Below are 23,357 nucleotides of genomic sequence, written 5' to 3'. Positions count from 1 at the left end.
CTATAGATCTTGTCACAGCTTTTTTATAAATGAATCTTTCCATTTTTTGTATCAAAAAATTTTTTATCGCAGCGTTCGCCGTTGTTTTTCTCTTCACTTCGTGCCCGGCGGCCAACGCGTCTTTTACCCTGGAAGATGAAAAAAAGCTGGGAAAAGAGTTTTACGAGAAACTGTCAAAGGGAAGGGTTCTGATTCGAGACCCGAAGATTCAGAACTACGTAGATCAAATCGGTCGTCTTGTCCTGGCTTCGTCACCGAAAGCCCCCTTCGAATTCAAGTTTTCCGTCATCAACAGCTCCGCCATCAATGCCTTTGCCACCCCGGGCGGGTATGTCTATGTCAACAAGGGTCTCATCAATCTCTGTGAAAATGAAAGCGAGTTGGCCGGTGTACTTGCCCACGAGGTCGCCCACATCAATGCCCGCCACATCGCCTCCATCATTGAAAAATCCACGAAGATGAATATCGCGGCCCTGGCGGCAATCTTGGCCGGGGCCTTTCTCGGAGGAGGCGGAGAGGCAGCCGCGGCACTTACAAGTTTTTCCATGGCCGCGGTTTCCAGCATGAACCTCAAGTACAGCCGCGATCATGAAGAAGAGGCGGACCGCCTTGGTATGGCCTACCTGGTGGCTTCCGGTTATAATGGGAAATCAATGCTCGATTTTCTCAAAATCATGAGAAAATACGAATTTTACTCGAAAAGCATCCCTTCCTATTTTCTGACCCATCCAGGAACTGACGAAAGAATCCGCTATCTCGATGGTCTTCTCCAGGTCCGATATCGGACGGAAGGACGGGAAAGCATTGTCGGGGGATTGACGAGGATTCAGATTTATCTTGCCTTCATCGGGAGAAATCCCGAACTCAAGCTGACCAAATTTCAAAGTGCGGTTCAAGCGAATCCCGTCGATGTTGACGCTCTTTACGGCTTGGCTTTGACGCAGGAAAGACTCGGATCGACTGAGGATTCCATAAAGACCTTTCAAGAAGCCCTGAATCTTTCTCCCAACGATGAGGACATCGTCCGGGATCTGGGCATCGCATGTTTCAGAGCCGGCCGGACGCGGGATGCCATTTATTATCTGTCTCGGGCTTTGTCCATTAATCCTGAAAATTCAAAAACCATTATTTTCCTGGGCCGCGCCTACGAAGCTGAAGGACGTTTCCAGGAGGCATTGAACACCTTGAAACAAATCGAAAACAAGCCGTCGATTGAAGCGGATGCCCACTATCATCTTGCCACGGCCTATGGAGGAACGAAGGACCAGGGTGCCTCACATTACCATTTCGGGATGTATTTCAAGAAAAACCGGAAAAAGGAAATGGCCTTGTACCATTTCAAGGCGGCCTTGAAGTTTTATGGACCGGGGGAACGAAAAAGGGTGGAGATTGAAGAGGAAATTGAGGCTATCGAAAACGGAAAATCTTCAAAACCAAGCTCCACGGAAGATTCCGAGGAAGCAATGGGCTATTCTTCCTATGTTGAAGGCCGTATGATAACGGAATCAATCTTTTTCCCAAGCTGCCCCCTGACCCTTGCAAGAGTTTCAAGAGAAAGAGACTTCTCTTCAAGATACTGAGGACGGAGCGCTTTTGACGGAACGAATGGCTGCAGTGCATAGCGCCTTGATTGAGCTATCAGATCTCCGACGTTGAGCAGATCCTCTTCCGTCAGGAGCGAGTCCACGACAGTCGTTCGAAACTCATAGTTTACATTCGAGGACAGGATCAATCGCACGGATTCGGCAATCTGTTCTGAAACACCCGCCATTCCGGTAATTTTCCCGTACTTTTCAAGGGGTCCCTTGATGTCCATGGCGATGTAATCCACAAGATGTTCAGCAATCAACCTTGCAAGAACCCCCGGCATCGAACCGTTGGTGTCGATCTTGATCTGATATCCCATCGCTTTCAGGCACTTCAGAAAGCTCGCAAGATCCTGCTGAATCGTCGGCTCGCCTCCTGTCACGGTCACCGCATCGAGCTTACCGATCCGGCTGCGGTGAAAGGAGAGAATCGAATCTTCGCAAAGGCAGGCGGAAAAAAGCTCCGGATCGACCAATTCCGGGTTATGGCAGTAGGGGCAGCGGAAATTGCAGCCCTGGCAGAAAATGACGGAAGAGATTTCGCCGGGATAATCAATGAGGGATACCTTCTGAAGGCCTCCGATCTTCATTAGACGGCATACTCCCTTCTCAGGGAAAATTCCTGCTGCTTCCCCTTGTTCCACTGCTTTACCGGCCTGAGATAACCGACGACCCTTGAATAAATTTCGCAGGGCTCCTGACATTCCGGACAGGCAGCCTGCTCTCCGCGCAGATACCCGTGGGATGGGCACACACTGAAAGTCGGCGTAAAGGTCAGATAAGGGATGTGGTACTGGGAGCAGATTCTTTGAATCAGTTTTTTTATGATATCCGGATCTTCGATTCTTTCCCCGGCAAAGATATGGAAAACGGTTCCGCCTGTGTACTTTGTCTGAATTTCATCCTGAAGATCGAGGGCCTCAAAGAGATCGTCCGTGTAGTTAACGGGCAACTGGGTTGAATTGGTATAGAAAGGCTCACCCTTTTCTGCCCCGTCCTGCTCAGATGCAGCCACGAGGATGTCCGGGTATTTTTTCCGGTCCATCTGGGCCAGGCGGTATGAGGTCCCTTCAGCCGGCGTCGATTCAAGATTGTAGTTGTTTCCCGTCTCGTTCTGAAACTCCACAAGCCGGTCCCTCATGAAATCCAGGACCCTCTTCGCAAATTCCTGCCCCTCGCGTGTCCCTATGCTTCTGCCGAATAGATTCAGGCAGGCTTCATTCATCCCTACAAGACCGATGGTGGAGAAGTGGTTTTTCCAATATTCACCGAATCGCTCCTTTACGCCTCTCAGATAGTATTTCGTATAGGGATAGAGATTTCGGTCCGTGAAATTTTCCAGGACCTTTCTTTTGGTCTCCAGACTTTCACGGGCCAGAGCCATCAGACGGTCCAGCCGATCCAGAAAATGATGCTCCGAATTGGAGAGGTAGCCGATGCGGGGCATATTCATGGTGATAACCCCGATAGAACCGGTCAGCGGATTGGAGCCGAAAAGCCCCCCTCCCCGAACCTGCAGCTGACGGTTGTCGATTCTTAACCGGCAGCACATGCTCCTGGCGTCTTCGGGATTCATCTCGGAATTGATGAAGTTGGAGAAATAGGGAACGCCGTATTTTGCCGTCATTTCCCAGAGGTCTTTTAAATTCGGATCATCCCAGTTGAAATCCCGGGTGATGTTGTATGTTGGAATCGGAAAGGTGAAGACCCTCCCTTTCGCATCACCCTCAGCCATCACCTGCAGAAAAGCCGAGTTGAACAGGTTCATTTCTTCCTGGAATTCGGAATAGGTTTCCCTGCGGGGCTCTCCGCCGATGATTACATTCTGGCCGGCGTAGTAGCGTGGAACCGTCACATCGAGGGTCACGTTTGTAAAGGGCGTCTGAAAACCGACTCGTGTCGGCACATTGATGTTGAAGATAAATTCCTGCAGCGCCTGCTTCACTTCGTCGAAAGTCAGGCCGTCATAGCGGATGAAAGGGGCCAAGAGGGTGTCGAAGTTTGAAAAGGCCTGCGCTCCTGCGGCTTCACCCTGGAGTGTATAGAAAAAGTTAACCACCTGCCCCAGGGCGCTGCGAAGATGCCTGGCCGGCCTGCTTTCAACCTTGCCGGATACCCCCTTGAAACCATTCATCAGGAGATCGAGAAGATCCCAGCCGACACAATACACAGATAACAGGCTCAGATCATGGATGTGGAAATCTCCATCGCTGTGCGCCTTTCGGACCTCCGGCGAATAGACTTCGTTGAGCCAGTATATTTTGCTGACTTCCGAGGATATGTAGTTGTTCAATCCCTGCAGGGAATAATCCATATTGCTGTTTTCGTTGATCTTCCAGTCTTTTTTCTTCAGATAGGAATCGACCAGCTCAACTTCCATACGGTTCGTAATTTCCCTCAGCCGGGCATGCTGATCCCGATAGATGATATAGGCTTTTGCCGTTCGCCGATAGGAAGTCGACAGAAGAACTTCCTCAACAATGTCCTGAATTTCCTCGACAGACGGTGTAGAACCTCCAAAAAGCTTTTCCGCCAGGCTCAACGCCCTGATGGTTAACTTTCGAGCCGTTTTGCCGTCGAATTCTCCCGTCGCGAGGCCCGCCTTTGCAATGGCGGAGGTGATCTTTTCTGCGTCAAATTTAACCAGCCTTCCATCCCTTTTGATGATCTCCGAATACATCAGAACGCTCCTTTTGCAATCAGCAGTTGACCTGATATAATGTTTTTATGCGGTCTACCAACAAGATGTTGGGCATTATGGTGGAACACCATACCATATATTGATTCATAATCAAGAGATAAATTTTATAACAGTTGACAGCAGGCATGGTGACATGGAACGATCCAACGACCTTGAACATTCGCAGGCTATCCTTCGGATGGCATGGTGTTGTTCTGAAGAATTTCGAGGTAGGCTTTTTGGCTGCTTCCTATCTGTACTCCAGCGCTTTTTTCACAAGAATTTCTGAATTTTTAAAAAGGGCGGGAATGTCTTCTTCGTGCATCCCCGCCCCCCTGGCAATTTTCACGGCCATGGCCCGCGTGGTGAGATTGCTCGATTCATGACTGTCCGTATTGAGCACCAGAGGAAAATGATACTGAACGGCCATCTTCACAATATGGCCGTTCGAAAGAGAGTGCCCCTTTCGTGTCGTGAGCTCCAGGCAGATGTTGCTTTTTGCCGCCAGAAGAGCCTCCTCTTCTCCAATCAGCCCGGGGTGGGCAAGGATATCGATGGGCGCCGACAGCGCGGCCAGGTTCGTTCCCTCCATGACCGGCTCCACAAGAGTCTCACCGTGGACGACAATGATTTTTGCCCCCAGTCCTCTGGCTTCCACGGCCAGCTCTCTGATGTACATGGGCGGGACGTGGGTCAGTTCGATTCCGGGCAGAACGGGAATGCCATGGGCTATTGAAAGTTTTTTGCAGACGGCTACAATACCGGGTAGGATCGAAGGAATATTCGAATGATCCCCATGATCGGTCAAGGCTATGGCGCGATATCCGACAACGATCGCGCGCCTGACGAGTTCGGACGGAAGAAGTTGGCCGTCGCTGAAAAACGTATGGGTATGCAGATCAATCACAGGATTCTCCTTATTTCCAGAAATTCAGAAGTATGACCCTGAAGAGCGGCTCTTTCCACCAAGGTTATTTCTTAGTAGCACCCTCCGCTTTCCCGGTCAATCATGATCTGCCCTCATTTGAAATTGACAAATCGTCAATCTTCTTTTAACTGGAGGAGTTTATTCTTCCGGTACAGGAAAGGGGTCTGTTTCATTGAAGGAACGGTTTAAAGTGAAAATCATCGATCGCTACCTGATTAAAGAGATCCTGCAACCCTTCGGCATCGTGCTGTTTGTAATGACATTTGTTCTGCTGATGGGAAAGATTCTCCAATTGATGGATCTGATGATCAACAAAGGGGTCGGCCTCATCGCCATCGTGCAGCTGATCCTTTTCCTGCTGCCCTCGTTCTTCGTCTTTACGATTCCCATAGCACTGCTTATTTCCATTCTCATCGCCCTGGGAAGAATTTCCAGCGACAGCGAATTCACCGTCTTGAAGGCCTCCGGAGTCAGCCTGTACAGGCTGACTCCGCCGATACTTCTGATCGCTTTTGCGGCCCTGCTGCTTACGGCCTTTTCTACTTTTTTTCTCGCACCCTACAGCAATATGGCGACGAAGACCCTTCTGTACAGCGTTGCGAGGAGCAAGGCAGGCATCGGTATCAAGGAGAAAGTGTTTATCGCGGACTTTAAAGGCATTCTTTTGTACGCGGACACGATTTCCGACAGGGACTTTTCCATGGAGGGGGTCCTTGTTTCAGATCAGCGAACCGACGAGGAGCCGGCGACCATTATTGCCAAACAGGCGTTTCTGATCTCTGATCCGAAATCCATGAACGTCACCTTGAGGCTTGAAAACGGAAGCACCTATTCTGTTTCCAAGGATAAAAAAAATTTCCGTAAGATGGACTTCCAGTATTACGACATCAATCTCGATGTTCCCTCTGCGTTGAGCGAAGCCCGGAAGGAGCGTTCAAAGTCAACCAAAGAAATGACTCCCCGGGAATTGATTCTCAACATCAAGAACAGCCGGCAGGCGGATAAAAATTATCGGGAATATGTGCTCGAACTGAACAAAAAATTCACCATCCCTTTTTCATGCCTGATGTTCGGCATTCTCGCCATCCCTCTCGGCATCAAAAACCGGCACCGTTCCGTGAAGGCAAGGGGGTTTACCCTCGGGCTGATGACGGTCTTGCTCTACTATCTTCTGCAGCTGGGCTGCGATGCGCTGGTCACTACGGGGAAATTGCCCCCGCTGCTCGGCTCATGGATGCCGACACTCCTTTTCTGCATGACGGGTCTTTCTCTTTACTTGACCGCGGCGGCAGAACGGCAGATTAAATGGATGTCCCCATCCGCCCTTCATAAATTTTTGAATCGCAACAAGGTCCGGAGGAGTCAGAAACATTCATGATCACCCTCGATCGCTATATTACGAGAGAATTTCTCAGATTTTTTCTCCTGGTCATGGTCTCTTTTCTCTCGCTTTTTCTCATCGTCGAGTTTTTTGACCAGCTCAGGATCCTCGCCAGAAAAAGTGCCTCCTTTGATCAGGTGGCCGCTTATTTCTTCTTCCGCATTCCCATGATGCTTTCGTTAACCATTCCTGCGGCCGTTCTTCTATCGGCCTTGCTGACCTTCGGATCCCTGTCGAGAAACAGTGAAATTGTGGCCATGAAGGCCAACGGCATCAGCATCTACCGTTCGTCCGTTCCAATCGTGATCCTTTCTTTCCTGATCACGCTTTTCTCTTTTCTGTTCAGTGAATTGATCACTCCCTATGCAAACGCGAAAGCTGAATACATCATGAGGGTAGACATCCAGAAGAAGGAACTCCACGGGGCTTTCAAAAAGGAACAGATCTGGTATCGAGGCGCCAGGGGGATTTACAGCTTCAAGCTTTTTGATCCGAAAAACAACATCCTCCAGGGAATCACCCTCAATTACCTCGATCGCGGGATGAATCTCGTCATGCGCGTCGATGCGGATCGGGCCGTGTGGAACAGGGATCACTGGATCTTTTACAACCTTCTAATCGTTCGCTTTGACGAGGCGGGATTTCCCCTGATGGAGCGCTTTGATGAAAAAATCCTGGACCTGCCCGAAAAGCCGTCGGATTTTCAGGTAGTCCAGAAAGATTCCGAGCAGATGGGATATTTTGAATTAAGAAAGTATGTACGGAAAATTCGTTCCGAAGGCTATGACGCGACGAGATACCTGGCCGATCTGCACGGAAAGATCGCCTTTCCCTTTGTGTGCGTCATCCTGGCCATTCTCGGAATCTCCTTCTCCGTGAAAACAGAACGGAGCGGAGGGCTTGCGGGAAGCATCTTCGTCGGCGTCACCATTGGATTTTCTTACTGGATTCTTTACGCCTTCGCCATGTCTCTGGGAAGATCGGGAAACCTCCCTCCCCTTCTCGCGGCCTGGCTGGCAAACCTCCTCTTCGGAGCGGCTGCGCTGTATCGTTTCAAACACGTCAGGACATAATGGAAGGCTTTTTCGGCATCGATCTCAATACCGATAGTGCTCCGCCTTATAGGGGCCTTCAACGGGAACCCCCAGATAGTTCGCCTGCTTTGGGGACAGCGTTGTCAGGTGGACTCCCAAGCGTCCCAGGTGCAGACGGGCGACTTCCTCGTCCAGCTTCTTGGGCAGGGTATAGACTCCAGGCTTGTATTTTTTTGAAGCGAGTTCGATCTGTGCCAGGCACTGATTGGTAAAACTGTTGCTCATGACAAAGCTGGGGTGGCCCGTCGCGCAGCCCAGATTCACCAAGCGCCCTTCCGCCAGAACAATGATGGAGCGCCCTGAGGACAGGGTCCATTTGTCTACCTGTGGTTTTATGGTTTCCTTCTTACACTCCCGGTTTTCTTCCAGGTAATGCATGGCGATTTCACTGTCGAAATGGCCGATGTTGCATATGATCGCCTCATTTTTCATGCGCTCCATATGCTCCCCGGTAATGACGTCGCAGCACCCGGTGGCCGTCACGAAAATATCCCCTTGGCCGACGACGTCGTCGAGCCTCTTGACCTCATATCCTTCCATCGCCGCCTGAAGGGCGCAGATGGGGTCAATTTCGGTTACAAGGACCCTCGCACCGAATCCGCGCATCGACTGGGCGCAGCCCTTGCCGACGTCTCCATAGCCGCAGACGACAACCACCTTCCCAGCGACCATGATGTCCGTTGCCCGCTTGATCCCGTCGGCCAGCGATTCCCGGCAGCCATAGAGATTGTCAAACTTCGACTTTGTGACGGAATCATTGACATTAATGGCCGGGAAGAGAAGCTCTCCCTCCCTGGCCATTGAATAAAGGCGGTGAACACCCGTTGTCGTTTCTTCCGATACGCCCAGAATGCCCGCAGCCACGCGTGTCCAGCGATTCCTGTCCCTGGAGAGAGATCTCTTCATCCGCTCCATGATAATCTGCATCTCTTTGTTGTCCTGCTTTTTCTCCAGGAGGCCGGGATCTCTTTCGACGCGGGCCCCCTGATGGACAAACAGCGTTGCATCACCCCCATCGTCGACAAGGAGATCGGGGCCGTCGCCGTCGGGCCATGTCAGTGCCTGCTCCGTACACCACCAGTACTCTTCCAGGCTTTCGCCCTTCCAGGCAAAGACCGCCGCCGTGCCTGCTTCTGCAATCGCCGCGGCGGCATGGTCCTGCGTGGAAAAAATATTGCACGAAGCCCAGCGGATGTCCGCACCCAGAATGTTCAGCGTCTCGATCAGCATGGCCGTCTGAATGGTCATGTGCAGGCTGCCCATCACCTTCAGGCCCGCCAGGGGTTTCTGCCGGCCGTACTTTTCCCGCACGGCCATCAGCCCAGGCATTTCGTTTTCCGCCAGAGCCATCTCCTTTCTTCCCCATTCTGAAAGGGACAGATCCGCCACCCGGTACGGCCATGAAGCGTCAATCTCCAGGAAACTCATCTCTTCCTCCTGTTCCGCGGACAATGTCATTGTTCCTGTTTATATGTTGGCGGCCCCTTTTAACGGCTCCACCATATCCGTCGTTTCCCAGAGATAATCGTCCAGGAAGAGCGACTTGGGCAGTTTTCTGTAGATCTCTCCGTCGAGAAGGTTGAACCGTTCGATCATTCCCCGCGGCGAAAGATCGAAGTATTCCCGGATGAGGGTTCCGATTTTCTGATCTGAAACGATTCCCGTCCCGAAGGTGTGCACATAGATGGAGATCGGTCGGGCAATGCCGATTGCATAGGACAGCTGGATGGCGCATTTCCGCGCCAGCCCGGCGGCAACGATATTCTTGGCCACATAGCGCGCGCCAAGCGCTGCGGAACAGTCCACCTTTTCCGGAGTTTTGTTTACAACGGAGCCGCCTCCGATCTGAGCACCTGGGTAGCCTCCATAAAGCTGGACCACCAGTTTTCTGCCGGTCACGCCGGAGTCTGCGGAGCTGCAGGAATTGACGGCCTGCCATTCACCCGTCGGGTTGAACAGGAAATCTGTCTGTTCATCCACCCAGTCCTTCAAACAGTTCATGGCGATCTGCTTGGCAAGAGGCTCAATGCTGTTCCGGAAACCTGCCGGCACATGCCGGTAGTCAATGGCGTTGGACATCAATACGGTTGCCACCCGTAGCGGCTTTCCTTCACTGTCATATTCCACGGTCACCTGGCCCTTTCCATCGGGGGCGAAGACGGGATTGTCCGCTTCCTCGAAGGCCCTCATCATCCTGGTGGCCAGCACATAGGGCAGGGGAAGCAGTTCAGGGGTTTCGTCACAGGCGAATCCGAAGATAATCCCCTGGTCTCCCGCCCCGATTTCCTTGTACTTTCCCAGGTCAGCCCGCGTGCCGATGTTGATGTCCGGCGACTGAGGAATAATCGTATTCAGGATGCCCATGGAGTTCCCGTTGAGGCCCAGCTCATAGTCGCAATACCCGAGCCTCAAAACGGTGTCACGGACACATCGTTCGATGTCCACATAAATGCGGGTTGCCACTTCACCGCCCACGATGCAAAGCCCCTTTCCCAGGAAAACTTCGATTCCGCAATGGGGCATGTTGTCCACCGTTAAGCCTCGTTCTTTTTCTCTGTCAAGAATGGCTGCAATGATATTTGCGGCAACGGAATCCGCGACAATGTCCGGATGCCCCACCTTGACACTTTCAGAAGTAATACGCATCTATTGTTCTCCTTTAGTTCTCTTTTTTCGTATCGATCAGATTTCCGTGTCTCTTGTTACCCTTGGCATTAGACGTCCGCCATGACGACCCTTGTTTGGCTTTTGGAAAGACTCCGACTGCCCGGTCGGTTCGGCGGCGTGACGATCCCACCGGATATGATGAGCGTAAAGGCGGCCTCGACGGTCATATCCAGTTCAATGAGATCATCGCTGCGGGCCATGATAAAAAATCCTGCGGTCGGGTTGGGTGTTTTGGGAATAAAAACATGAAGGGCCTCTTCACCCGTCCTGCTGGAAAATTCTTGCCCCGTTATTCCGGTAACAAAACCGAGACTATATACCCCCTTCCGGGGAAATTCAACAAGAACAACTTTTTTAAAGCTCTGATTCTTATTGATGAAAAGATGTTCGAAAATCTGTTTCGTTGCCTGATAAATACTGCGGACTACGGGAATCTTGTCAAGAAGGGATTCTCCAAACGTGACGAGCTTAGTCCCCAGATAACTTTGCGTGAGAAGTCCGCAGACAAAAATGACCGCCAGGGTGACGATCATCCCCAAACCCGGAATGTGCATACCCAGGAGCGTTCCCGGCTGGTAAGGCCGGGGGATGATGTCCAGGAGGCTATCCATCATTCTGACGAGAAAGGACAGGATATAAATCGTCAATCCCAGAGGAACAGCGACGGCAAGTCCTGTTAAAAAAATTCCTCTCAGTTTTTTCCCCAAGGATGTCATGCTATCGAAATGCGGCCGCTTTCAGTGAAGTCTATCCCGTTTTTAAATTTAGCAAAAAAGGGACCATGAATAGTTTCCTTCGGCACAGGAACAACAAAACAGGGGCATGACGCTTCCCCCATGCCCCTGGCCACAACTCTCTTGCCATATTTCACATAAGAATAAAAAAACAAATGAACCCCGGCGAACCAGTGGATCACCACTGTCCATATAAACATGCCACTGCGATCGGCTTTAATGTTTGATGCGGTTATCCTCGTCGACGAAGATTGCGGTGGGCTTCCAGCCCTTCGCTTCATCGCCGTCGACAAATACGTAACTGGCAATAATGACCAGGTCCCCTCTTGCAACTTTTCTTGCCGCAGCACCGTTGAGGCAGATCGTCCCTGAATCCCGTTTGCCTGTTATCACATATGTGGAAAAACGCTCACCATTATTCACATCATAAATGGACACTTTTTCATAGGGCAAAAGTCCGGCAGCGTCCATCAGATTTTCATCAATGGTGATGCTGCCCTCGTAATGAAGATCTGCATCCGTTACAGTCGCTCTGTGAATTTTGGATTTAAGCATCATCCTTTGCATGGATTCACCTTCCCGCCGAGCCAGGAGCCGCTCCCTGCCCGATCTCGTATTTTCTTTTTTATTCGATGTTCAGTTCTTCACCGAACACGTAATTGTCTATAAGCCTCGTGGAGCCGACAAAAACAGCAAGGGCCATAACGGATTCGTCCTCCAGGCGGTCGATATCCTTCATGGTGGTCGTGCTGCAAATCCTGGCATAATCAATCCGGGTCGAGGGGACTCCTTCGATGTAACCCGTGATCTCGTCCAGTATCCGGCCGGCGTCCCGCTCACCCTGATCGAACAGCTCTTTGGCTTTCTTCAGGGACCGGCTCAAACATAGGGCCGATTGCCGTTCTTCCGGGCTCAGATAAACATTTCGGGAACTCATGGCGAGTCCGTCTTGCTCCCTTGTCGTCGGCATGCCGACAATCTCGAGATCCATGTTCAAATCAGCAACCATCCGCTTGATCGTAACCAGCTGCTGAAAATCTTTCTTACCGAAGATGGCCAGATGGGGTTTCACCATATTGAACAACTTGGCGCATACCGTTGCTACGCCGCGAAAATGACCCGGTCGTGACAACCCGCAGAGATTTTTCGTGACTTCCTCGACGTTCACATAGGTCTGGTAGTGCTCGGGATACATCTCGGCATTGCTGGGGAAAAAAATGACGTCCGCACCGGCATCTTCCGCTAATTGCCTATCTCTTTCGAAGTTCCGTGGATATTTGTCCAGGTCCTCCGAAGGTCCGAACTGGGTGGGATTGACATAGATGCTGACAACGACGCAGTCCCCTCTTTTTCTCGCTTCACGCATCAGGCTGAGATGGCCGTCGTGAAAATAGCCCATGGTCGGCACGAAGGCGACCCTTTTCCCGGAATTTCTCAGGGCTTCCGAATAGCGCTGCATCTCCTGAACCGTACCAATGATGTTCATCGGTTGTTATTCTCCATAAAAAAAGCCTCACCGTCCTGGACGGGGAGGCTTTTATCCCTATATAAATCAGCTTCATGCGCCTTCCGTCTCAGTCCTTTTGCGGATCCAAGCGGTTCGAATTTCTATACAGACAGACCTCTGGCTTGTCAAGAATATTTATTGCGTTTTTTTATCTCGAAAAGGGCGTTGCACAGCGCTGCATATTGCTGGATTGACAGCTCTTCCGCCCTTTTCGTTTCACCGATTCCCAGGGAAGCCAGCAAATCCTGCAGATTTTTGTTATCCGGGCCCTGCGCCATGAGGCTCTTCAAGTTATTGAACAGGGTTTTGCGCCGCTTCGCAAAGGCGGTTCTGACCAGGAGGGAAAACAGGGCGACATCGCGGACGGGAAACAGCGGTTCGTCGGAAAATGAAATCTTCAGCACCGAGGAGGTTACCTCGGGTTTCGGATAAAAGCTGCCGGGGGCCACGTCCCGTTCCATTGAGATTCGGGTGAACAGTCCGAACAGGACGGATGGAATGCCGTACGCCTTCGTCCCGGGGACCGCACGGAGGCGCTCGGCCACTTCCTTCTGCATCATCAGGACGGCCGTCGAGAGATGTTTCCGGTTACTCAGAAGATGAAACAGGATTGGAGAAGATATGCCGTATGGAATATTTCCGATCACCTTGATCTTCTGCTCGGGGTTGTCCCCTTTGGCCTCCGCAAAATCATAGTCAAGGATATCTTTCTGAATGATTTCCACGTTGCGGTAGCCTTCAAGCTGCTCCTCGAGAATGGGAATCAGCCTCCCATCGATTTCCACTGCCGTCACCCGCCTGGCCCGCCCGGCAATGAGAGCCGTCATCAGCCCCAGCCCGGAACCGATCTCCACGACGGTTTCCATGTCCTGAATGTCGGCCGCTTCCACGATCCTTTCCATGATGGAGGAATCGGCAAGAAACGATTGGCTCAGTCGCTTTGACGGTCGGACCGCGTGATCAGAGAGAATCTGTCGGATGGATTTCATGGGGTCTCTTTTTCCGGATTGCACAGATAAGCCGGTAAGAAAGGAAATAAGCCGGAACGGAAAGGAAGGCGGCCAGAACGACTCCCCCGACGAGCAGGGGCACGATAACGGCCCAACCCAGTTGGAGAAGAGCCGCCAAGGAATATTCCGTCAGGACGAGTTCGCCCTTTCCACGTCCGAGGATCAACAGACCGATCTGGTACTCCGTGATATAAAGCAAGGGGATGGTCAGAGGGTTGGATACGAGCCACGACCCGAGGCAGGCAGAAGACACGTTGGTCTTGAAAAGAAACCCACAGAGAATCACCAAAACGGTATGCAGCGGGATGGTCGGCGTGGCGCCGACAAAAACACCCATGGCGGCCCCCCTGGCCAGAGAGCCCGGATCTCCTTTGAGGCTTATGAACTGCTGATAAATTCCCTGTAGCCGTTTTTTCAAGATCATGATCTACCGGCACGAAAGGGTTGCATCGAGCGGCCATCGCGATACGGCATTCAGGCTGAATTCATCGGTGATCCCCCTGCCGAGAAGGTTGTTTCCCACCACGGCAACCATGGCGGCGTTATCCGTGCAAAGGATGGGAGGCGGTACAAAGAGATCCATTCCGCATTCCGCGGTTCTGTCTGCAAAATGCTCTCGCAGGCGGCTGTTGGAGGCCACACCTCCGCAGACGACGATCTGGCTGACCGATTTCAGTTCGGCGGCCTTCAGGGTCTTTTCAACCAGGACATCAACGATGGCCTCCTGATATCCCGCGGCCAGATGGGCAAGTTCCTCCCGGGTTGACGGCTTTCCATGTTTTTTGACATGGACGACAAGAGATGTTTTGACCCCGCTGAAGCTGAAGTCGAGGCTGTCTCTCATGGCCCTGGGAAAGGACAGTAGCGTCCGATCGCCTTCCCGCGCAAGCCTGTCTATGATCATGCCTCCGGGATAGCCGATATCCAGGAGCTTCGCCGCCTTGTCAAAGGCTTCCCCGGCGGCGTCATCCCTCGTTTGCCCCAGAATGGCGAACACCCCGAAATTTTCCACGAAGTAGATGTTGGTATGCCCCCCGGATACGACGAGGGCCACAAAGGGGAAACGAGGAACGTTTTGGGAGAGAAAGACGGAGGCGATATGCGCTTCCAGGTGATTGACTCCGACCCAGGGAAGCTTCCGGGAAAATGCCAGCGCCTTGGCCACCGAAAGGCCGACCAGGAGAGAGCCTACGAGCCCGGGCCCTCTGGTGACAGCGATCCCTTCGATATCGGACAATTCCATCCCTGAATCGTCAAGCGCTTGAAGAATGACGGGAATAATGGCCTCCATGTGTCTGCGCGACGCAATCTCGGGCACCACGCCCCCGTATTTTGAGTGTTCCTTGATCTGGGATGCAATGACATTGGAAAGCAGGACCCGTCCGTCGCGCACGACGGCCGCCGCTGTCTCATCACAGGAAGATTCGATTCCTAAAACGATCATGACTGAATAATTTCCTTTTACAAATACTGGTGTTGGTTTATATAGAAAAAAGTCCCTGTTGTAAATAAACTTTTCTCTGAACCTATGACCTGAAAGACAGGATTCTCTATGGAAATTAAAACGGATTTCCTGGTTCTCGGCAGCGGCATCGCTGGACTTAGCTTTGCCATCAAGGCGGCCGAACTCGGCACGGTTGCGATTGTCACAAAAAAAGAAAAATCCGAAGCAAACACGAATTACGCGCAAGGCGGCATCGCCGCTGTGTCGGATTCAACGGACCGCTTCGAATATCATATCCGGGATACGATCCTTTGCGGAGCGGGTCTCTGCAGGGAGGAGGTCGTCAACTTCGTCGTAACGGAAGCCCCTGAAAGGATCAAAGAGCTCGTTGAATGGGGCGTCGAGTTCACCAGGTCTCAGCCGGGTGCTACTGCGGTTTACGACCTTGGTCGCGAGGGCGGCCATTCCATGCGGCGGGTCCTCCACGCGAAGGACCTGACAGGAAGTGAAATTGAACGGGCCCTCAATGAAAAGACCGGGGCCAATCCCAGAATTTCCGTTTACGAAAATCACCTGGCCGTCGATCTGATTCTGATGCCGCCTCCGGAGGGGCGTGACGCGGGGATGCCGGACCGGTGCCTTGGTGCTTATGTCCTCGACATTCTTCGCAATGAAGTCCATACCTTCATTGCTGACTACGTCATCCTGGCGACAGGCGGAGCGGGCAAGGTTTACCTGATCACCACCAATCCGGATATCGCAACGGCGGACGGCGTAGCCATGGCATACCGGGCCGGCGCACTGATCTCAAACATGGAGTTTATCCAGTTTCACCCCACCTGCCTCTACCATCCCGAAGCAAAATTTTTTCTCATCAGCGAGGCCGTCCGTGGAGAAGGCGGAATCCTGAAGCTTAAAAGCGGTGAACCCTTCATGGACAGGTATCATCCCATGAAAAGCCTGGCGCCCCGTGATGTGGTGGCCAAAGCCATCGACTTCGAGCTGAAAAAATCGGGAGACGATTACGTCCTCCTGGACATTTCCCACAAGGATAAGGCGTTCCTCATAGACCGGTTTCCCAACATTTACCACAAATGCCTGGAGTTCGGCATCGACATGACCAGCGAGCCCATTCCAGTCGTCCCCGCAGCCCACTACCTCTGCGGAGGGGTGGTGGTGAACCATTGCGGCGAAACGAACATCGACCGTCTCTTCGCCCTCGGCGAGGTGTCCTGCACGGGCCTTCACGGAGCCAATCGCCTGGCCAGCAATTCCCTTCTCGAAGCCGTCGTCTATTCCCATCGGGCCTTTGTCAAGATTTCCGACCTGTTTCCTCACCGGGGGAAACTGTCCGTCACGATCCCTCCCTGGGGGCAGCAGGCGGCCAACGAGAGCGATGAATCCGTCGTTGTGTCCCATAACTGGGATGAGATTCGGCGCTGCATGTGGAACTACGTGGGGATCGTACGCTCCGACAAGCGTCTGGAGAGGGCGCAGCGTCGCATCGATATGATCAGCAGGGAAATTGACGAATATTACCAGCAATTCTTTATTACAAAGGATCTCATCGAGCTTCGCAACATCACAACCGCCGCAGGTCTCATCGTCCAATGCGCCAAGCTCAGGAAAGAGAGCAGGGGCCTGCATTACAACATCGATTACCCGGACCGGGATGACAAGGTCTGGCGGAAGGATACCGTTGTTTCAAAAAACACGCTTTGATGGGAATATTTTCATTTCGAGACTGCCGACTCTCCCATCTAACCCCTCTCCGATACCGATTACTTTGACTTGAAAATCAGGGTCTTCTGTGATAGGGCACAGCCTTGGCCGATGCACGGCGACAGACATCCCGTCGGAAAAACTGGATATTCTCTCCTGCTAAGCCCTTGCCGCTTCGACTGCATCTTTATTTTCTTTCTCCTGAGCCGAGATCTCAGCCGAAGGATTTTTTAATATTCCTTTTTTCATTGAATTTCGAGGAGTTACACATGGATTACAAAGAAAGCCTGAACCTGCCCAGAACAGATTTCCCCATGAAGGCGAACCTCACCAAGAAAGAACCGGAACAGCTCAAAAAATGGGATGAAATGCACATTTATGACCTGATTCGTGAGGTTTCAACGGGTCGGAAAACATACATTCTTCACGACGGACCACCCTACGCCAACGGCAACATCCATCTTGGAACCGCCCTGAACAAGATCATCAAGGACATCGTCATCAAGTCCAGAAGCATGACGGGCTATGACTGTGTGTTTGTGCCCGGATGGGACTGCCACGGCCTGCCCATCGAGCATCAGGTGGATAAGGAACTCGGCGAGAAAAAGGCGGAATTGTCCCAGGCTGAAAAAAGGCGCCTCTGCCGGGTATACGCCGATAAATTCGTGGATATCCAGAGGGAGCAGTTCAAGCGGCTCGGCGTATTCGGGGAGTGGGACAATCCCTATCTGACCATGAGCTACGATTACGAGGCGACCACGGTCGAGGAGTTCGGCAAGCTTTACCTGAGCGGTTCGGTTTACAAAGGCAAGAAGCCCGTTTACTGGTGCGCCTCCTGCAAGACGGCGCTGGCCGAGGCGGAAGTGGAATATGCCGATCACTCCACACCCTCGATCTATGTGAAGTTCCCCTTGATTTCCGATATCGCGGCGGTTCGTCCCAAACTGGCCGAAAAGAAGGTCAGCATCGTCATCTGGACGACAACGCCGTGGACAATACCCGCCAATCTGGCCATCGCCCTCCATGAGGAATTCGAGTACATCGCGGTCTCGTTCGACGAGGATGTGCTGATCCTTGCCAAGGACATGCTGGATTACTGCATCGACGCCTTCGGTTTCCGCGGCAAATCCTATGAAATCCTGGATGAATTTCCCGGTGCGGTCCTCGAAGGGCTCAAAGCCCGCCATCCCCTGATCGATCGGGAAAGTCTCGTGATCCTGGCTCCTTTTGTGACCCTCGACGCCGGAACAGGCTGTGTCCATATTGCCCCGGGCCACGGGCAGGAAGACTACGAAATCGGCATGAAATACGGCCTTGACAACTACGCCCCCGTCGATGCAGACGGCCGCTTTACCCCCGACGTGGCCGATTTCGCCGGAGAGTTCGTCTTCGACGCCAATGACAGCGTCAACCGGAAGCTCAAGGAAGTCGGCGCCCTCCTCGGCCTTGTGGATATCGAACATTCCTATCCTCACTGCTGGCGGTGCAAGAGCCCCATCATCTTCCGCTCCACGGAGCAATGGTTCATTTCCATGGAAAAGAACGACCTGAGGAAAAAGGCGCTGGAAGCGGTGGAAAGCGTGCGCTGGATTCCCTCCTGGGGAAGGGACCGGATTTACGGGATGATCGAAAACCGCCCGGACTGGTGCATCTCCCGCCAGCGCCTCTGGGGCGTGCCGATCACCATGTTCTACTGCGAGAACTGCGGAGCGCACCTGATGACGTCGGAGATCATGAATCACCTGGTGAGCCTGGTACGCCAGTTCGGCGCCGACGTGTGGTTCGAGCGGGAGGCGGCGGACCTCCTTCCGCCGGGAACCCTCTGCCCGGAGTGTCGGGGGACTGAATTCCACAAGGAAACGAACATTCTCGATGTCTGGTTCGATTCCGGAGTCAGCCACGCCGCCGTCCTTGAGCGCTGGCCCAACCTCCGCTCCCCGTCAGATCTGTACCTGGAGGGCAACGACCAGCACCGAGGCTGGTTTCATTCTTCGCTGCTTGAATCGGTGGGAACGCGGAACCGCGCCCCATACCGCAACGTCCTGACTCACGGCTTCGTCGTAGACGGAGAGGGCAAGAAGATGTCCAAATCCGTGGGCAACGTCATTGAATCCCACCAGGTCATTGACGCGTACGGTGCGGAAATCCTGCGCCTCTGGGTGGCTTCGGCGGATTATACCGATGACATCCGCATTTCCGACGAAATCCTCAAGCGACTGGTGGAAGCCTATCGCCGGATCCGCAATACCAGCCGCTTTATCCTGGGAAACCTCTATGACTTCGACGTCGCTTCGCATTCCCTCCCCTACGGGGAGATGGAGCCCATGGACCGCTGGGCCCTGCACCGGCTCCAGGAGCTGATCCAGAAAGTCAAGGCAGCCTATGACAGCTTTCAGTTCCATGGCGCCTTTTCCGCTCTCTATCAGTTCTGCACGGTCGACTTGAGCTCCCTTTACCTCGATGTGCTCAAGGACCGGCTTTACACCTCCAGGGCCGATTCCAGGCAGCGCCGATCGGCACAGACGGCCATGTTTTCGATTGCCAGCTCCCTGACAAGGCTTCTCGCCCCCATTCTGACCTTTACCGCGGAAGAGATCTGGGCGGCCCTTCCCTCCTATGAAGGCAAAGCCGCAAGCGTTCACCTCGCCCAGTTCCCGGATGTAGATGCGGCCTATACGGATACGGAACTCGCCGACGGGTGGACCAGGATGATTGCCCTGAAGGGCGAGATCGGCAAGGTCATCGAAGCGGCCAGGAAGAACAAAATCATCGGGCATTCTCTTGATGCCTGCATTGATCTGGCACCACCGGAGAATCTGAGGGCCTTTCTCGAAGCTCATCTTGAAGAATTGCGGAGCCTCCTGATTGTTTCCCAGATGAGAATCGTCCCCGCCGCCGGGATGTCGGAACCGGCTCCCTGCCCGGGATCGGATTTCGAAGGGCTGCTGATCGATGTGACGCGCGCCAGGGGCGTCAAATGCAACCGCTGCTGGATGTATAGTGAAGCGGTAGGCGGAGATTCCGAGCATCCCGGGATCTGTGACCGGTGCCTTGAGAATCTCCGGGCCTGATCATGACCAGGAAAAGCCTCCTCATCTTCTTTCTCACGGCAGGGCTCGTGATACTGCTGGATCAGCTCACGAAGTGCTATGTCGTTTCCTCGTTCCAGCTCTACGAGTCCGTCCCGGTCATTTCAGGATTCTTCAACCTGACCTACATCCGAAACCCTGGAGCCGCTTTTGGTTTTCTGTCCAATGCGTCCCCTTTTTTCAGGGGGGCGTTTTTTTCCCTCGTGACCCTGGTGGCCGCAGGCCTCATCCTGTACTACCTTCTTCACAACAAAATCGAAGACCTGTGGCTCCTGATTCCCCTTGCCTTCATCCTCGCCGGCGCCCTGGGAAATCTGGCGGATCGATACCGTTTTGGTGAGGTTATCGACTTTCTCGACGTTTACATCGGACCTTATCACTGGCCCGCCTTCAACGTCGCCGACTCCGCCATCTCCATAGGAGCCCTTTTTCTGATCGTGGATATGCTCAAGAGGCGGAACGAGGAGCTGTAAAGCCTCCGAATATCCTTCCAACCCCCTTTCTTTTTTCTGTTTCCTCGGGCATGCAACCAAGATATTGGGCCTTTTCTTGCATCAACACAAAAGAGTGTTGTTTCAATGATTCTCCTCTATATATGCGTTGCTGATCGCGTCGAGGCCGACCCTCAGATCGGGATATCAACGCCGGGGTTGCACCGTGGCATCGTTTCTCATCATACGCGCTTCAGGAGAGCAGGACCTCCTTTTCAGCGAGGAACCGACGATTCGCATCGGACGGCTACCACAGAATGAAATCAGGCTCGATGACCCCTCGGTTTCCAGGAGGCATGCGACTTTTGCTCATTTTGGCGGCCACCCGATCCTGACGGACCAGGAAAGCCGGAACGGAACCTTTGTCAACGGAACGAGAATATCGTCGGCGGCGCTCTCCCGCGGCGACATCATCGGAATCGGCGCGGCCCGGATCATTTATGACCCGCCGCTCAAGGGGACCGTCCATTCAGCCGGTGAAGAGGACGCAGCGGAGACGCTCATTGCGCCGCCTCCATCCGGAGGTCCTGTCCAGGCGGCTTCACCGCCAACGGAGTTGCTGGAAACGATAGCGGATATTGCACGCCGGAGCGGGACGGACAGGCCGCTGGAAGAGCTTCTGAACTCCATTCTGACCCTCTGCGTGGAGAAAACCGGTGCGGAAAGGGCCTCCATCATGCTTCTCAACGACGCAGGACAGCTGGTTCCCTGCGCCTGCCACTCGACCATCCCCTCCTCTGATCCCGTCGCCATGAGCACAACAATGGCCCGCCGAGCCATGGCGGATAACAGGCCTCACGTTATCCGGGTCGCGGCCGGTTCCGCCGGTTTGGATCTGAGCGACAGCCTCTGCGGTCTAAAGACCCGGTCGGCGATATGCGCCCCCCTCGCTTCGGGTGAATCGACGATCGGCGTCTTTTTTCTCGATACGACCCGGCATGAACGCCACTTTGGCGAGGTGGACCTTCTCTTCTTTTCAACCCTTTGCGCCCTGATATCTGAAAAGATCTCTCATTACAGGCTCTCCGAGATCGCCATTGAAAAGCGACGGCTTGATGCCGAACTTCGGACGGCAACGGACATCCAGGCTCACCTCTTCCCTGCGGAAATCCCCGCAATCGCAGGATATGACCTTTCGGTCCACGTCCATCCCTGCCGCGAAATGGGAGGAGATTATTTCGATGTCTTCGCGGTCGGGGGCACCTTTGTGGTCACGATTGCCGATGTCGTCGGCAAGGGAATCGGCGCGGCCATGCTGATGTCCAACCTGCAGGCCATGGTGCGTTCGCTGGCGCAGCAATTCTCAGAGCCTTCGTTGCTTCTTGAAAAGATCAATGCCGATCTCATCAGCCGGGTGGGCGAAGGCCGCTTCATCACCTGTTTCCTGATGACCCTCAATCCCCGAAATCACCGGATCCGATACGCCAATGCAGGCCATAATCAGCCGCTGCTGCGCCGCTCTTCGGGCGGGATGCTTTCCCTGGAAGTCAGCGGGATTCCCCTGGGAATCCTGGACGACAGCCGATATGAGGCGTATGAGACCAAGCTGGAAGATGGAGATGTACTTCTGCTTTACAGTGACGGCATTACCGAATGCAGGGGGGCCACGGACGAACTCTTCGGCGAAGAGCGGTTGAAGGCGCTTCTGGACGGTGCTTCCAGCTCGGACACAGAGGATATACGAAATGCCGTATTCGATGCCGTCGATGCCTTCCGGCAGGATGAACCCTATGCGGACGACATGGCGCTGGTCGTGATCAAAAGGCGGTAGGTCCGATGAAGGGACTGTCGTTAAAAGGCATCTGTTATCTCTTTGATTTCAGGGACGTTAACGCCTTTGGAAATGAAAATGGCGTTGAACCTGGGACGGTGTGCTCCCGCCTTGAAATCTCCGGAACTATCTCACGCGGAAGGAAGCCCCTAGCCGGTCGGCTATTCTTCTGCATTCCTCGACGTCGATATCCTGCTTTCCCACAACGGTCATTCGGGTTTGAAGGCCCGCCTCCACGGCTTGTTTCGTAAAATCGAGCATGGCCTGGTAGGATCCTTTCAGCAGGGGCCGGCACAGCCGGTTGTACGTTTCCTCCGATTCTGCGTTGAGACTCACGGACACGGCCTTCATCCCTGCCGCTTTCAATTCCGCCACGGCGTCCCGGCCCGGATTGATCAGCGCGGCGTGACCGTTGGTATCCAGCCGGACGAAGATTCCCCTTCCGCTCAGCCACTTCGTGATGCTCAGGACGAAATCGAACCGGCAGGTCGGCTCTCCGAAGCCGGTAAAAACCACTTCCCTGTATTGAGAGAGGTCAAGACGTTCAAGCGCCGATAACATGTCCTCCTCCGACGGCTCCCTGGAAAGGCGGAGATGATAACCGTACACACCGTCGGCGAAATAGCGGACGCAGAAAACGCAGCGGGCGCTGCACTGGTTGGTAATGTTGAGGTAGAGATTGCCGAATTCCTCGTAGAGGATTGCACCCTCGGCCTCAGGGATGCTGTTGTATTCCGACATGCCTGTCCTCCCGGGTTTCTCCAAAAACAGTTCGGATCAATAGATGCCCAGCGAGCATCCCCCTGCCAGAGTTCCTCCCAGTTCCCGGCACTGTTCAAGAATATCTTCCGTCAGTTTTCCCTTGGCGATCACCGGGGCAAAAACGGTTTTGAATTTGTAGCCCAGGGCTATGCGCTCGATGGATCGCAACGCCCCCGTGCCGTCGTTGCCCGCGCTCACAAAGACGACAAAGGGCTTGCGAAAGACTTTTCCCTGCGCGCCTTCGTAGGTCCGATCGAAAAAATCCTTGATCATGCCGGACATGTAGCCGAAATTTTCGGGTGTGCCGACGGCAAGGCCGTCACAGGCCAGAAGGTCTTCCAGGGTCGCCTCGGCGGCTTTCTTTAACACGGCGTCCACCCCTTCAATGGCCCTGGCGCCTTCAAAGACCGCCTGTGCCATCTTCTCCGTATGTCCCGTCTGAGAGTGATACACAATAAGAATTCGAGTCATGAATTTTTCCTCAAGGCAAA

At 53.4% G+C, this 23,357-nt stretch carries 20 protein-coding genes; 7 read left to right on the top strand and 13 right to left on the bottom strand.

The features are described 5' to 3' along the window. Positions 1 to 29: 29 nt before the first annotated feature. Positions 30 to 1,580: a M48 family metalloprotease gene (locus ACJ77P_RS07210; protein WP_408999378.1), complete on the top strand. Its 1,551-nt coding sequence runs from the start codon at positions 30 to 32 to the stop codon at positions 1,578 to 1,580. On the opposite strand, the gene ACJ77P_RS07205 is transcribed toward ACJ77P_RS07210, so the two are convergent. From ACJ77P_RS07205 to ACJ77P_RS07195, 3 genes are all read right to left on the bottom strand, one after another. Continuing rightward, entirely contained in the window at positions 1,478 to 2,176 is a 699-nt protein-coding gene (locus ACJ77P_RS07205; RefSeq protein ID WP_367359260.1) for an anaerobic ribonucleoside-triphosphate reductase activating protein, read from the bottom strand. The two genes, ACJ77P_RS07210 and ACJ77P_RS07205, sit on opposite strands and share 103 nt — an antisense overlap. After that, on the bottom strand, positions 2,176 to 4,266 hold the full coding sequence (locus tag ACJ77P_RS07200; RefSeq protein ID WP_367359261.1) for a ribonucleoside triphosphate reductase: 2,091 nt from the start codon (positions 4,264 to 4,266) through the stop codon (positions 2,176 to 2,178). Before ACJ77P_RS07200 ends, ACJ77P_RS07205 begins: the two co-directional genes overlap by 1 nt. A 250-nt stretch (positions 4,267 to 4,516) precedes the next feature. After that, entirely contained in the window at positions 4,517 to 5,173 is a 657-nt protein-coding gene (locus ACJ77P_RS07195; protein ID WP_408999377.1) for a histidinol phosphate phosphatase domain-containing protein, read from the bottom strand. 211 nt (positions 5,174 to 5,384) lie between these two features. Here ACJ77P_RS07195 and lptF point away from each other — a divergent pair, with 211 nt between their 5' ends. Then, positions 5,385 to 6,572 carry an LPS export ABC transporter permease LptF gene (lptF, locus tag ACJ77P_RS07190; RefSeq protein ID WP_408999376.1) on the top strand — a complete coding sequence of 396 codons (1,188 nt, stop codon included), beginning with the start codon at positions 5,385 to 5,387 and terminating at the stop codon, positions 6,570 to 6,572. After that, positions 6,569 to 7,648, top strand: a complete 1,080-nt coding sequence (lptG, locus tag ACJ77P_RS07185; RefSeq protein WP_408999375.1) for an LPS export ABC transporter permease LptG — start codon at positions 6,569 to 6,571, stop codon at positions 7,646 to 7,648. The genes lptF and lptG overlap by 4 nt, the downstream gene beginning before the upstream one ends. Before the next feature lie 24 nt (positions 7,649 to 7,672). Here lptG and ahcY read toward each other — a convergent pair whose 3' ends face one another. From ahcY to tsaD, 8 genes are all read right to left on the bottom strand, one after another. Further along, positions 7,673 to 9,097: an adenosylhomocysteinase gene (gene ahcY, locus ACJ77P_RS07180; protein WP_408999374.1), complete on the bottom strand. Its 1,425-nt coding sequence runs from the start codon at positions 9,095 to 9,097 to the stop codon at positions 7,673 to 7,675. 39 nt (positions 9,098 to 9,136) lie between these two features. Continuing rightward, positions 9,137 to 10,315 (bottom strand): methionine adenosyltransferase, encoded by a 1,179-nt coding sequence (gene metK, locus ACJ77P_RS07175; protein ID WP_408999373.1) that lies wholly within the window; start codon positions 10,313 to 10,315, stop codon positions 9,137 to 9,139. 68 nt (positions 10,316 to 10,383) lie between these two features. Beyond that, positions 10,384 to 11,052, bottom strand: coding sequence for a DUF502 domain-containing protein (locus ACJ77P_RS07170; RefSeq protein ID WP_408999372.1), 669 nt, complete (start codon positions 11,050 to 11,052; stop codon positions 10,384 to 10,386). A 234-nt stretch (positions 11,053 to 11,286) separates the two neighbouring features. Further along, positions 11,287 to 11,637 carry an aspartate 1-decarboxylase gene (gene panD, locus ACJ77P_RS07165; protein ID WP_367359268.1) on the bottom strand — a complete coding sequence of 117 codons (351 nt, stop codon included), beginning with the start codon at positions 11,635 to 11,637 and terminating at the stop codon, positions 11,287 to 11,289. Between the two features lie 58 nt (positions 11,638 to 11,695). Continuing rightward, positions 11,696 to 12,556, bottom strand: a complete 861-nt coding sequence (gene panC / locus ACJ77P_RS07160) for a pantoate--beta-alanine ligase (protein WP_367359269.1) — start codon at positions 12,554 to 12,556, stop codon at positions 11,696 to 11,698. Between the two features lie 146 nt (positions 12,557 to 12,702). After that, positions 12,703 to 13,566: a 16S rRNA (adenine(1518)-N(6)/adenine(1519)-N(6))-dimethyltransferase RsmA gene (gene rsmA, locus ACJ77P_RS07155; RefSeq protein ID WP_367359270.1), complete on the bottom strand. Its 864-nt coding sequence runs from the start codon at positions 13,564 to 13,566 to the stop codon at positions 12,703 to 12,705. Further along, complete coding sequence (locus tag ACJ77P_RS07150) at positions 13,538 to 14,005, bottom strand: DUF2062 domain-containing protein (RefSeq protein WP_367359271.1); 468 nt, start codon at positions 14,003 to 14,005, stop codon at positions 13,538 to 13,540. Before ACJ77P_RS07150 ends, rsmA begins: the two co-directional genes overlap by 29 nt. Positions 14,006 to 14,014: 9 nt before the next feature. Continuing rightward, positions 14,015 to 15,031, bottom strand: a complete 1,017-nt coding sequence (tsaD, locus tag ACJ77P_RS07145) for a tRNA (adenosine(37)-N6)-threonylcarbamoyltransferase complex transferase subunit TsaD (RefSeq protein ID WP_408999371.1) — start codon at positions 15,029 to 15,031, stop codon at positions 14,015 to 14,017. A gap of 108 nt (positions 15,032 to 15,139) precedes the next feature. Here tsaD and nadB point away from each other — a divergent pair, with 108 nt between their 5' ends. The 4 genes from nadB (at position 15,140) to ACJ77P_RS07125 (ending at position 22,104) form a co-directional block, all read left to right on the top strand. Next, a complete protein-coding gene (gene nadB, locus ACJ77P_RS07140; RefSeq protein WP_408999370.1) occupies positions 15,140 to 16,753 on the top strand; it encodes an L-aspartate oxidase in 1,614 nt (537 codons plus the stop codon). Between the two features lie 269 nt (positions 16,754 to 17,022). Beyond that, positions 17,023 to 19,824: an isoleucine--tRNA ligase gene (gene ileS, locus ACJ77P_RS07135; protein ID WP_408999369.1), complete on the top strand. Its 2,802-nt coding sequence runs from the start codon at positions 17,023 to 17,025 to the stop codon at positions 19,822 to 19,824. Positions 19,825 to 19,826: 2 nt separating this feature from the next. After that, positions 19,827 to 20,315, top strand: a complete 489-nt coding sequence (lspA, locus tag ACJ77P_RS07130; protein ID WP_408999368.1) for a signal peptidase II — start codon at positions 19,827 to 19,829, stop codon at positions 20,313 to 20,315. Between the two features lie 184 nt (positions 20,316 to 20,499). Continuing rightward, positions 20,500 to 22,104 carry a SpoIIE family protein phosphatase gene (locus tag ACJ77P_RS07125; RefSeq protein WP_408999367.1) on the top strand — a complete coding sequence of 535 codons (1,605 nt, stop codon included), beginning with the start codon at positions 20,500 to 20,502 and terminating at the stop codon, positions 22,102 to 22,104. A gap of 126 nt (positions 22,105 to 22,230) precedes the next feature. Here ACJ77P_RS07125 and ACJ77P_RS07120 read toward each other — a convergent pair whose 3' ends face one another. After that, positions 22,231 to 22,845 carry a TatD family nuclease-associated radical SAM protein gene (locus ACJ77P_RS07120; RefSeq protein WP_408999366.1) on the bottom strand — a complete coding sequence of 205 codons (615 nt, stop codon included), beginning with the start codon at positions 22,843 to 22,845 and terminating at the stop codon, positions 22,231 to 22,233. Positions 22,846 to 22,881: 36 nt separating this feature from the next. Next, positions 22,882 to 23,337: a flavodoxin family protein gene (locus ACJ77P_RS07115; RefSeq protein WP_367359278.1), complete on the bottom strand. Its 456-nt coding sequence runs from the start codon at positions 23,335 to 23,337 to the stop codon at positions 22,882 to 22,884. Positions 23,338 to 23,357 lie beyond the last annotated feature (20 nt).

This window comes from Syntrophus buswellii, assembly GCF_046097065.1.
GTDB classification, from domain to species: Bacteria; Desulfobacterota; Syntrophia; order Syntrophales; family Syntrophaceae; genus Syntrophus; species Syntrophus buswellii.
The sequence above is the reverse complement of the archived record's forward strand: the minus strand, read 5'-3'. Positions and strand labels throughout refer to the sequence as shown.

Bases quoted from the DNA above. Each gene is read 5' to 3' on its own strand.
- ACJ77P_RS07210 (WP_408999378.1), top strand. From the start codon at position 30: ATGAATCTTTCCATTTTTTGTATCAAAAAATTTTTTATCGCAGCGTTC.
- ACJ77P_RS07205 (WP_367359260.1), bottom strand. From the start codon at position 2,176: ATGAAGATCGGAGGCCTTCAGAAGGTATCCCTCATTGATTATCCCGGC.
- ACJ77P_RS07200 (WP_367359261.1), bottom strand. From the start codon at position 4,266: ATGTATTCGGAGATCATCAAAAGGGATGGAAGGCTGGTTAAATTTGAC.
- lptG (WP_408999375.1), top strand. From the start codon at position 6,569: ATGATCACCCTCGATCGCTATATTACGAGAGAATTTCTCAGATTTTTT.
- ahcY (WP_408999374.1), bottom strand. From the start codon at position 9,097: ATGAGTTTCCTGGAGATTGACGCTTCATGGCCGTACCGGGTGGCGGAT.
- metK (WP_408999373.1), bottom strand. From the start codon at position 10,315: ATGCGTATTACTTCTGAAAGTGTCAAGGTGGGGCATCCGGACATTGTC.
- ACJ77P_RS07170 (WP_408999372.1), bottom strand. From the start codon at position 11,052: ATGACATCCTTGGGGAAAAAACTGAGAGGAATTTTTTTAACAGGACTT.
- panD (WP_367359268.1), bottom strand. From the start codon at position 11,637: ATGCAAAGGATGATGCTTAAATCCAAAATTCACAGAGCGACTGTAACG.
- panC (WP_367359269.1), bottom strand. From the start codon at position 12,556: ATGAACATCATTGGTACGGTTCAGGAGATGCAGCGCTATTCGGAAGCC.
- rsmA (WP_367359270.1), bottom strand. From the start codon at position 13,566: ATGAAATCCATCCGACAGATTCTCTCTGATCACGCGGTCCGACCGTCA.
- tsaD (WP_408999371.1), bottom strand. From the start codon at position 15,031: ATGATCGTTTTAGGAATCGAATCTTCCTGTGATGAGACAGCGGCGGCC.
- nadB (WP_408999370.1), top strand. From the start codon at position 15,140: ATGGAAATTAAAACGGATTTCCTGGTTCTCGGCAGCGGCATCGCTGGA.
- ileS (WP_408999369.1), top strand. From the start codon at position 17,023: ATGGATTACAAAGAAAGCCTGAACCTGCCCAGAACAGATTTCCCCATG.
- lspA (WP_408999368.1), top strand. From the start codon at position 19,827: ATGACCAGGAAAAGCCTCCTCATCTTCTTTCTCACGGCAGGGCTCGTG.
- ACJ77P_RS07120 (WP_408999366.1), bottom strand. From the start codon at position 22,845: ATGTCGGAATACAACAGCATCCCTGAGGCCGAGGGTGCAATCCTCTAC.
- ACJ77P_RS07115 (WP_367359278.1), bottom strand. From the start codon at position 23,337: ATGACTCGAATTCTTATTGTGTATCACTCTCAGACGGGACATACGGAG.